Raw genomic sequence first — 11,340 nt, 5'->3', positions numbered from 1 at the left:
TTTAAATTAATTATAATGCTAATATTCTAAATGATATTTTTAAATTAATTATAATACTTATATTTTAACAATATAATATAAAATATAATTGAATTAAAATATAATTAAATTAATATTAAAATCCATTAATAATGTTCTTATACAAAAATTATAAATATAAATAGCTTAATCAATTTCAAAGTGAAATAATGAAAAAATATAAAATAGCAATAATAGGTGGTGGGCCTGCAGGCATGATGGCTGCAATATCCTCAGCAAAAGAATTGAAAAAACCTAAAAATGTAATTTTAATTGAAAAAAATGAATATTTAGGAAAAAAATTGCTTTTAACTGGAGGAGGAAGATGTAATATAACTAATCTTAAACCTACTAAAAAATTCCTAGAAAAATTAAGAAAAGAAGATAAAATATTCTTAAAACATAGTTTGTATGCATTAGATAATGAAAAATTATTATCTATTTTTGAAAAAAAAGGATTGGAGTTTAAAGAAGAAGAAAATGGTCGATGTTTTCCTATAACTGATGATGCTAATTCTATTCTTTTGATTCTAAAAGAATATTTATCAGAACTTAATATAGATATTTTATTAAATAACCATGTGAAAAATATTTCAAAAAATAAAAATAATATTTTTGAAATTAATAAAAATAATGAAAATAATAAAAATAATGAAATTAATGAAATTAATGAAGTTAATAATGAGGATAGTAAAAGTAGAGACAATAATGATTTCATTATAGAAACAAACAAAAAAACAATTTATGCTGAAAAAGTTATTTTAGCTACTGGAGGAGATAGCTATCCTCAAACTGGATCAAATGGAGAAGGATATAATATAGCTGCTAATTTAGGACACTCTATTTCCCAGATATACCCTGGAGCTATTCCATTAAAAATAGAAGATGCTTTTTTAAAAAAATTAGCAGGAATAAGTTTAGAAAATATTTCAGTTCTATATAAAACTAAAAATAATCAAAAAATTACTTCTAAAGGAAATGTTTTAATCACTCATTTTGGTTTATCAGGCCCAGGTATATTAGATATTAGTAACTATATTTCTAAAGATTATAATTTTTCTAAAGACAAAAATTCTGAAAAATTTAGCCATGAAGAAATAGAACTAGAAGATATATGCATTTATTTAGATATGTTACCTAATATGACAGAAGAAGAATTAAATGAAAAAATAATCGTTGATTCTCAAAATAATGGAAAAACTATGGTTAAAAATTATTTAAAATATTATCTAAGAAATAGATTTATAGACTTTTTTTTAAATAAAATTGGTGTTAGTGGAAATAAAACACTTAGTAATCTGACTAAAAAAGATAAAAATAAAATAATAAATAATATCAAAAGTTTCCAAATAAAAATAAAAAGTTTACCTGAAAAATCTGCTATGATTAGCTGTGGTGGAGCCAATATTGATGAAATAAACTCCAAAACTATGGAATCCAAATTAAAAAATTGTAAAAACCTTTTTTTTGCAGGAGAATTACTTGAAAGTTATGGCCCAACTGGAGGATATAATTTACAAATAGCTTTTTCAACAGGATATTTAGCTGGAACTTCTGCTACAAAATAAGTTAAAAATTTGAAGTAAGTTATATAATTAATAAATAATAATAAAAAAATAAGAAACTCTAAAAAATAAAGAGTTTAAAAAATGTTTAATTTTTTTTTCTTCTAATAGATAGTATACTAATAAAAATTAATAGTACTAAAATAGAGGTAATAGGAATTCCAGTAACTTTCATAGTAGATTTATTGTTAGCATTTGAATTGCTTTCATGTTGAGTTGAAAAATGTGTTTTAGTAGTAAAGTTATAGTTTTGATTATCAATAGGATAATTACCTGGATCCATATCGGATCCATTGTTTAAACCCACATCAGAACCGTTATCAGAACCGTTATCTGAACCATTGTCTGGATCAATAGGATTTTTTACTACATTAAAAGTTGTAGAATTAACAAAACCATAATGTGAATCATTTCCTACATAATATACTTGAACCTTAATATAGCCTTCATATTTGGGATTATAAGCTATGCTCCATTCACCTACATTATTAGTTATTAGATTATAAACTACACCATCAATAATAACATCAAGCTGAACATTAACTAATGGATTTCCATCTACATCTACAGCAACACCACTAATAATAATATTCTTACCTACATTAGTATTCGGAGCATTTATAGTGGAATTAGTAGCTATTAAAATGATTCTTAATTGTCCTTCATTAGTGATTATTCCATAGTTTCCAATTCCATTATAATAACCATTAACAGAAAATAAATCGCCTTCTTTTCCTATAACAACATAATTAATATTAGCATGGCCTTCAATTGATTCTAAACTTCCAATAAATATCCCATTTACATAGAATGTTATGTTTTGTCCTGTGACAGTATTACCCATATCGTCAGTTAAAGTAACATTTAAAATCACATAAGTACCATTAGTTAAATTAGTTGTAGAGTTATTGATATAGGTTAAATTTAAAACACCAATATTGCCAGAATTATAAATCATAGACCCCAAAGTTGCAGAATTATTAATCATGATATTACTAGAAAGAGTTAGATTAGAATTTGCATTATTATAAATAACGCCACCATTTTCTGCGTTATTATTTTTGAAATTAGAATCAGTTAAAATAAGATTTCTATTGTTATTAATAGCACCTCCTCTAAGTTCAGCCATATTGTTAGTGAAATTACTATTTGTTATTATAGAACTATTACCTTGATTGTAGATAGCACCACCATATCCTGCTGCATTATTAATAAAAGTAGAATTTATTATTTTCAAATTATAGGCACCATTACCATGATATATAGCCCCTCCACTAGTAGATACTGTGTTATTTATGAAAGTACTATTTATTACAGTGAAATTAACACCACCTAAATTACGAATATTATGAATAGCACCACCATAATTTCTAGCAGTATTATTTATAAAAGTACTGTCTATTATCATATAATTATTATCATCACTATAAATAACACCTCCACCACTACCGATAGCAGTTGCATTATTTTTTGTGAAATTACTATTTATTATTGTAACTCCATCACTACCTTGACCAAAAATAACACCACCCCATGTAGCCGTGTTTTTTGTGAAAGTACTATTTATTATTATGAAATTATAACTTCCAAAATGCATAATAGCACCACCATAATTCCTAACTAAGTTATTTATGAAATTACTATTTATTAATGTGAAATTATAACTCATATCAAAGATAGCACCACCACCATCTGCTTCATTGTTTATAAAAGTACTATTTATTACTGTAAAGTTGTTTCCTTGATTTCTTATAGCTCCTCCACTATGGCTACCAGCGGATGTGCTGTTTGTGAAAGTACAATTTATCACTTTGAAATTAGGACCTTCATTACAAATAGCACCACCATAGCCCTTAGCTGCGTTATTAATAAATTCACAGTTTATGACTGTTATATTTGCAAAATTATTGTTTCTGATAGCAGCACCATCATTAGTTGTATTTCCGTTTATAAATGTTATATTAATGAATTTTATAGTATTATTGTTTATGAAGAATATTCCATTGTTTTTTTGTGCATCGATAATAACACTATTTGATGATCCATTGCCTTGTATTGTTAAACTTTTGTTAATTACTATATTGGTATTGTTATTTCCAATATATTTACCTGGTTGTAAAAACAATGTATCACCATTACCTGTATTGATTATACCTTGAGCAATACCTCCAACATCACTATCAGATATTGTATTATTTGCTGCACTAGTTGTTGATAAACCAAATAATAATGTTACCATTAAAAGTGTTAATATAATAATGTGCTTATAATTTTCCTTCAAAAATCTATTTTCTCGAATTATTTTGCTTTTCAAGATTTTCACCTCCTTTTACATCAAATAAATAATATTTAAAATATCTCTAGAAAACGTTCACTCAAAACATTTTCCATACAATAATAATAAACAATTAACTATATAAATATTTTCGTAAAAGAACGAACATTCGTCCCAAATAAAACATTTGATAAAATAAAAAATAATCACATAATCCAAAATAACTAAAAATAGGTAAAAATAACTAAAAATAGGTAAAAATAACTAAAAATAGGTAAAAATAACTAAAAATAAGTAAAAATAACTAAAAATAAGTAAAAATAACTAAAAATAAGTAAAAATAAGTAAAAATAGGTAAAAATAACTAAAAATAAGTAAAAATAAGTAAAAATAGGTAAAGATGAATTAAAATAATAAAAAATAATAAAAAATAATTAGAAATAAATAAAAATAACAAAAAGATAAATATTTGAAAAGTTTATATTAATTAGTTCATTGTCTAAAAAAGAATTATTGAATAAAAAATATCTAAATAATTGTTTAAATCCCAAAAACACTTTTAGCTGATTTTTCAGTAAATTTATCAATATAATCAAAGGATTCTTCCTTTATTTCAGCTAACTTTTTTACTACAAATTTCACATTAGAAGGTTCATTTCTATCTTCCCTATTTGGAGCAAGATAAGGGCTATCTGTCTCAGTTAAAATATTTTCAAGAGGTATTTCCTTAAATAAATCTTGATGATGTTTTGAATAGCATATCATAGTTGAAATTGATGCATAATAGCCCTCATCTATTAATTTTTTAGCTGTTTTTAAGCTACCACTATAACAGTGAAATACAACACTGGGGATATTATCATATTCTTTAACTATATTAAATGCTTTTCTTTCACAATCTCTAGCATGAATAATTAAAGGTTTTTTATATTCATTAGCTAACTCCACAAATTTTTTAAATGTTTCTCCTTGTTTAGCCCTCTCTAATTTATTTTTAACATAAAAATAATCCATTCCTACTTCTCCAATGGCAAGGATATCATCAATATGATTTATCATTTGATTAATTGATAAATTTAAGTCTTCATCACTTATTTTTCCAGAACCAACTGGATGAAAACCAAAAGTAGGATAAATAAAGTTATTATTCTGTTTTGAAAGATTGAGTGCTCTTTCATTTCCCTCAATGCTAGTTCCAGAGTTTATTATTGCAGTAAGATTTTTCTTTGCATTTTTTATTATTTGATCTCTATCCTCATCAAATTGTTCAAAATCAACATGGCAATGAACATCTATCATTAAAATCCCTCAGTAATGATTATAAAAATTTTAAAAAAATTAAAAATAATTAATAATTTTTTAGGTCCCATATCTCCTTTCTCTTTGTTGATAATCTCGAATAGCTCTTAAAAAATCTACTTTTCTTAATTCAGGCCACAAACTATCACAAAAATATAATTCAGAATAGGAAGATTGCCATAAAAGAAATCCACTCAATCTCTCTTCCCCGCTTGTACGAATGATTAAATTAGGATCTTCAAGCCCTGCAGTATACAGATTATCACTAACTGTTTTTTCGTCAATCTCATCCCTAGTAATTTTACCTTCTTCAACTTCTTTAACTATTTTTTTTATTGCATCAACTATTTCAAGCCTTCCATCATATCCAATAGCTAAATTAAAAAGTTTTTTGTTGTAATGAGCAGTAGATTCTTCAGCTTCAAGAATTGCATCCCTTACATTTTCAGGTAAAAGATCTAGTCTTCCAACTACCTTAACTTTAACCTCATTTTTATGAATTTTTTCATGAGCAACTATTCTTTTAAAATTTTTAACAAACAAATTCATAAGACCTTCTACTTCTTCTTTAGGCCGATTAAAATTCTCTGTTGAAAACGCATAAGCAGTCACAATTTCAATTCCTAAATCAATACTCCAGTCAAGAACTTTCTCTAGTGTATCAACACCAATTTCATGCCCTTTAATAACATTGATATTACCTTGGACTCTAGAGTATCTCCTATTACCATCCATGATTATAGCTATATGCTTGGGCATAGTATAATGATCTAGCCCTCTTGATATATACCATTCATAAAGTTGATATATTGGTTTCATAAATTCCATATTTTTACCTTTTAATAAATAATAGAGGATAATTTTTAAACTTTTAATATAAATAAGAATGTAATTAAAATTTAAAAAGGATTATAGATAATAAAAAATTATATAATATTGCATAATATTAAAAGTAATATACAAAATTATAATATTACAGAAGAAAATCTAATTATAAAAATAAAATCTAATTCTGAGAATAAAAATTTATATTAAAAGATTTAGTACTCTATATATTATAAAATTAACTATATTAAATTAAATATCATTTTAAAATTAAAACTTTTTAAAATAGAAAATTATTTATTTAATAGTTTTTTATTAGCTAAATTAAATGCTAAACTTATAGCCCTCATATAACCCTCTTTTGACTGATCACGACTTGTGTCGATGAAAATTTTTTCACTACCTAAAGCAATAGCCCCAAAACTTTTCCATGAATCAACTAATACAAGAGTCCTAAAAATTATATTCCCAATTATCCCATTAGGAGCAACAATTATATTGTTTCCATCTTCAATAGCTTTTTCTATTAATATGTTATAATTTTTTATAGAAATATTCTCAAAATTATAAATTAAATTCTTTTGAATATTTTTTGATTCATTGATATTTTCATTTTTTATATAATTATTTGATTCAAGGCATTTAGAATATAATTCATCATGTAAAAAAAAATCACTTAACTTTTTTAATAACTTTTCACTATCTTCTAATGATTTATCAATTTCAGAACTTCTTCCAAAATCTTCTTTTCTTCCACAGGACAAAATAGCTATTTTAGGAGTTTTGCCTAATCCCAATATAAAGTTAACAGACCGAATAATCATCTCAAATTTTTCATCAATATTTTTTCCTTCATCGATGCCAACTGGTTCTAACAAAAACCCATTAAAATCTAATTCTGAATCTTCAACATCCTCATTTAATTCATTTTTAAACTTGATAAAACTTGCCCTATTAATAAATTTTTCCTTGTTTAAATATTTTAGCTTTCTTAATAGACTTGAAGATTTTAAAGACCCTCTAACAACAGCATCAACTGTTTTATCATTCATTGCAGATATTAAATCATCATCAGAAAAAGCTAAATTTATTTCAAGGTTATTTTTCTCAGCTAATTCTTCTTTTGCTAAGATAACATTTTTATTTTCACCACAACCAACAACAATTTTTACCATATATTAATATATTTATTTTATTATTATTATATTTTTATTTATTATTTTGATAAATTATTATTAATTATAATATAATAGAATTAATAATCATATTATTAATATATATAGTATATATAGAAAAGATTATATTTAATGAAGACATATATTATATAGATTAAGTAATATACTAACTATTAATTTTATATAGTTAATTTAATCATAATTAACTACTTTTTAAGATAGTTTATTTTTAGAAATAATAGGATGAAAATATATTATTTATCCTATCAAACAATTTTTTTATAATGGTTATTAACTGTTTAAAATAATTAAAAGTATATATTATCTCTAATATTATATTATCTCTAATTATTAATAGAATTGTTAAATAAATTAAAAATAAAAGAATAAACGAAAACTAAAAAATAAAAAACAATTTTTAAATTTACTATTTTGGGAAGGGATAAAACATGGAAAGAAAAAATAAACTTATAATTGCAATTACTGTAGTAGCTGCAATTGGAATACTTGCTGTCGTTTGGGGTACATTTTTAGGTGGTCCTGATTTATCTCAAGGAGATAAAAGTATTTTGGTTTTAGCTGTTGACGAAGGCGAATCAAGACCTGGTATGGGTGCTGTTGATATGGCATTTGTAGTAAATATGAAAAATGGAAGCATATCTAATTATACTCCTGTATATCCATCTGGAATGAGACATCCAACACAATCAGAACCTGCAGAAGCACAGGCCCAAGGGGCTGGAAGTAAACTTTTACTTCATGACTCATTATGGGATTCTAATACTCAACAAGGAATGCAATATGCAAAAGAAATTGTTGAAGCCAATACAAATATGACTCCTGATGCAGTAGTAGCCATAAATACTGAAGCATTAGATGCAATCATAAAATCTGCCGGTCCTATAAAAGTTAATGGACAGGAAACTAATATTAGTGCAATAGATCTTGTAAGAGAAAATGATGAATTGCATGGAGGGAGCATGAGTAGAGGAGAAGCTGTTATGGCTCTTGCATCAGCACTTTCAACTGCTGCAAATAATCCTGAAAAAAGAAATGCGATGGTTCAAGTTGCATTAGACCAATACTCAAAAGGCAACATTGTAATGATTCCTCAAGGATCTTTTGTTAGTTTAATGGCTTCTAAAGGTTTAGGATCAGTTTTAGGATAATTAGACTAATTATGGTCTAATTTTTTATTTTTATTTTTAGATTATATGATATTTTTAGATTATATGAATTTTAATATTCATTATTAATATTGAATATTATTACTTTAATATTATTACTTTAATATTATTATGTTAATCAAAAATTAATATTTCAATAATTTCTCTTAATTTTTAATAATATTAATAATTATTTCAATTTTTTTAACTATCTTTGTATATTCCATACTTTAAGTTCTTTTTTAATTGTTTTTTAGCTTATTTTCCTAATAGAATTTTATTTTTATAATTTTATTCTTTATAATATTTTTTTATAATATTATTATAATCATATACATATTAATCAATTTTTTAATTTTTTTTAGATTCAATTTTATCATTAAAAAATAAAATATTTAAAAAAAAGTTCATTAAAATAAAAAAAATAATTTAATTAAAAGAATAAATTAAGAAACTAGCTAATTAAAAGAATAAATTAAAAGAAGTAAATTAAAAGAAATAAATTAATTGAAAAATAAAATAATTCATTTCCAAGCTATTTTTAATGAATTTTCAATAGCCAATATTAATTTTTCTATATCTTCATTATTATGAGAAGAAGATAAAAAGTTACACTCAAATTGACTTGGAGGTATGAAAATGCCATTATTCATTAATTCATGGAAATAAACAGAAAATCTATCAATATCTGACTTTTTAGCTATTTCATAATTTGTTACCCTATCTTCATTGAAATATATCTGAAACATAGATGCCAAACCGACTGTTTGGATATTTAAACTTAAATCCATAATTAATTCAGAAATTTGACTTCTTAAATAATCTCCTTTCTTATTTAAATTTCTATAAAATTTATTATCAAGTTGTTCTAAAGTTGACAAACCTGCTTTTATGGATATTGGGTTTCCATTAAATGTTCCTGCCTGATAAACATTTCCTTCTGGAGCTATCATTTCCATTATCTCTGATTTCCCTGCAAATGCACCCATAGGAAATCCACCACCAATAATTTTACCCATAGTTACAATATCTGGAGTAATAGAATAATAAGTTTGAGCGCCTCCACGAGAAAGTCTAAATCCAGTTATAACCTCATCAAAAATAAGAAGTATATTATTTTCTTCAGTAATTTCTCTTAAAAAATTTAAATAACCATCATTTGGTTCAACACAACCAATGTTACCCATTACCGGCTCTACAATTACTGCTGCTATATCCTCTTTTTCATCAGCAATAAGTTTTTTTAAAGCAACAATATCATTATAAGGACAAGTTAATGTATTTTTTGTAGTATCATTTGGAATTCCAAGAGAATCTGGAAGTGCAGCTGCTCCCGAACCAGATTTGACTAAAACATAATCATGAGCCCCATGATAACTACCTTCAAATTTAACTATCTTATTTTTCCCAGTAAAACCCCTGGCTAATCTTATAGCACTCATTGTAGCCTCGGTTCCAGAATTTACAAACCTTATCATTTCAGCGCATGGAACTCTTTCAGTAACCAATTTAGCCAACTTTATCTCATTTTCAGTTGGAGCCCCATAAGCAGTACCAATATTAGCTTGATTACAAACATCTTTTATCACTTTAGAATCTGAATGACCTAATATTAAAGGACCGTAGCCTAAACAATGATCTATATACTCATTACCTTCAACATCCCAAATTTTAGATCCCTTGGATTTTTCTATAAAAATAGGATATGGTTTAAATGCACGTACTGGAGAATTAACTCCTCCAGGAAAAAATTTTCTTGATTCATTAAATAATTCTTCTGAATTCATTTTATCAACACACAAAAAGCATTATATAATTAAAAAATAATCATATAAAAAAAATATAATCATAAGCAAAAACAATCAAATAAAAATTATTAAGAAAGAATAATCAAATAAAAATTATTAAAAAATATTTAGCTTAATAATCTAAATTTTTCATAGTCTGAACTAGTGAATTAACACATGCTACTGCCACAGGAGTTCCACCTTTTGGCCCTTTTGTAATAATATTAGGAATAGAACTGTTTCTTAATTCTTCTTTTGAATCAGCAGCACCAACAAATCCAACTGGAACTCCAACAATAGAAGCAACATCTAATTTTTTATCATTATATAATTCAATAGCCTTATAAAGAGCAGTAGGAGCATTTCCAACAACAATTATCCCTTTAAAATCATTTTGAGATGCAAATTCAATAGCAGCAGCAGCTCTTGTAATTTTTTTACTTTTAGCTATTTCAATTACTTTTTTATCTCTAATAAAACAGTCGACATTACCACTATATTGAGTAATTCCTGCTTTAACCATGTTAATATCAGTTAATATATCTTCATTATTTTTCAAAGCTTTTAAACTAGAATCAACAAAATTAGAACTAATTGAAACTAATTTAGCATATTCCGGATCAGCAGTAGAATGTACAATTCTTTCTATAATATCTTTCTCTTCATTTGAAAGTCCTTTAATTTCTTCTTCAATTAAAGATCTAACAATTTTTCTGCTTTTATCAGCTATGTCCAAACCTTGTTTAGTTGATGCTCCCATAAACATATTATCACTTAATGACCACATAATAATTTAATGTTTAATTATTTTTTTAGTGGTAATAAATCTCTTTTTTTAAAAACTTTCTTAGCAGCAAAAATTCCATTAATAGCTGCAGGAAATCCTGCATATGCAGATATTTGCATTATAACTTCAACTATTTCCTGAGGAGAATTTCCCACATTTAATGCAGCATTAATATGATTATTAAGCTGTCCATCTGCAGTTCCTAATGCAGTTAAAGCGGCGACTGTAGCTAATTCTCTAGTTTTCAAGTCAAGCCCTTCTCTAGTATATATTTCAGAGTAAGGAAATTCAACAATAAATCTTCCTAAATCTGGAGCTATATCTTCTAATTCTTCAAACAAACCATTTATAGCATCTTTATTAGTTATTTTAAGAATTTTCATTCCCTTTTCGTATCTATCTTCCATTTAATCACCAATATTTATAAAACATAATTAATTATC

Annotated in this window: 9 protein-coding genes; 2 read left to right on the top strand and 7 right to left on the bottom strand. The window is 25.2% G+C overall.

Annotated features, from left to right (window positions below; genetic code table 11):
- Nucleotides 1-188 precede the first annotated feature (188 nt).
- The gene (locus tag Q0087_RS06525) at nucleotides 189-1,586 is read left to right on the top strand and encodes an NAD(P)/FAD-dependent oxidoreductase (RefSeq protein ID WP_297898874.1); all 1,398 of its coding nucleotides are present in this window, start codon (nucleotides 189-191) and stop codon (nucleotides 1,584-1,586) included.
- A gap of 85 nt (nucleotides 1,587-1,671) precedes the next feature.
- On the opposite strand, the gene Q0087_RS06520 is transcribed toward Q0087_RS06525, so the two are convergent.
- From Q0087_RS06520 to Q0087_RS06505, 4 genes are all read right to left on the bottom strand, one after another.
- A complete protein-coding gene (locus Q0087_RS06520; protein WP_297898873.1) occupies nucleotides 1,672-3,897 on the bottom strand; it encodes a hypothetical protein in 2,226 nt (741 codons plus the stop codon).
- A gap of 501 nt (nucleotides 3,898-4,398) precedes the next feature.
- Nucleotides 4,399-5,157: a TatD family hydrolase gene (locus Q0087_RS06515; protein WP_297898872.1), complete on the bottom strand. Its 759-nt coding sequence runs from the start codon at nucleotides 5,155-5,157 to the stop codon at nucleotides 4,399-4,401.
- Between the two features lie 60 nt (nucleotides 5,158-5,217).
- The gene (gene uppS / locus Q0087_RS06510; protein WP_297898871.1) at nucleotides 5,218-5,985 is read right to left on the bottom strand and encodes a polyprenyl diphosphate synthase; all 768 of its coding nucleotides are present in this window, start codon (nucleotides 5,983-5,985) and stop codon (nucleotides 5,218-5,220) included.
- A 290-nt stretch (nucleotides 5,986-6,275) separates the two neighbouring features.
- Nucleotides 6,276-7,157, bottom strand: coding sequence for a hypothetical protein (locus Q0087_RS06505; RefSeq protein WP_297898870.1), 882 nt, complete (start codon nucleotides 7,155-7,157; stop codon nucleotides 6,276-6,278).
- 449 nt (nucleotides 7,158-7,606) lie between these two features.
- Between Q0087_RS06505 and Q0087_RS06500 the strand changes: the two genes are divergently transcribed.
- Nucleotides 7,607-8,326, top strand: a complete 720-nt coding sequence (locus Q0087_RS06500) for a DUF4012 domain-containing protein (protein WP_297898869.1) — start codon at nucleotides 7,607-7,609, stop codon at nucleotides 8,324-8,326.
- A 521-nt stretch (nucleotides 8,327-8,847) separates the two neighbouring features.
- On the opposite strand, the gene hemL is transcribed toward Q0087_RS06500, so the two are convergent.
- The 3 genes from hemL to Q0087_RS06485 all read right to left on the bottom strand — a co-directional run bounded on the left by hemL (nucleotide 8,848) and on the right by Q0087_RS06485 (nucleotide 11,304).
- Complete coding sequence (gene hemL, locus Q0087_RS06495) at nucleotides 8,848-10,110, bottom strand: glutamate-1-semialdehyde 2,1-aminomutase (RefSeq protein WP_297898868.1); 1,263 nt, start codon at nucleotides 10,108-10,110, stop codon at nucleotides 8,848-8,850.
- Between the two features lie 133 nt (nucleotides 10,111-10,243).
- A complete protein-coding gene (locus Q0087_RS06490) occupies nucleotides 10,244-10,876 on the bottom strand; it encodes a cobalt-precorrin-8 methylmutase (RefSeq protein WP_297898867.1) in 633 nt (210 codons plus the stop codon).
- 38 nt (nucleotides 10,877-10,914) lie between these two features.
- The gene (locus Q0087_RS06485) at nucleotides 10,915-11,304 is read right to left on the bottom strand and encodes a carboxymuconolactone decarboxylase family protein (RefSeq protein WP_297898866.1); all 390 of its coding nucleotides are present in this window, start codon (nucleotides 11,302-11,304) and stop codon (nucleotides 10,915-10,917) included.
- Nucleotides 11,305-11,340 lie beyond the last annotated feature (36 nt).

Origin of the sequence: uncultured Methanobrevibacter sp. (assembly GCF_937881195.1) — an archaeon.
In the GTDB taxonomy this organism is placed as follows: domain Archaea; phylum Methanobacteriota; class Methanobacteria; order Methanobacteriales; family Methanobacteriaceae; genus Methanobinarius.
This window is presented reverse-complemented; position numbering and strand designations above follow the sequence as displayed.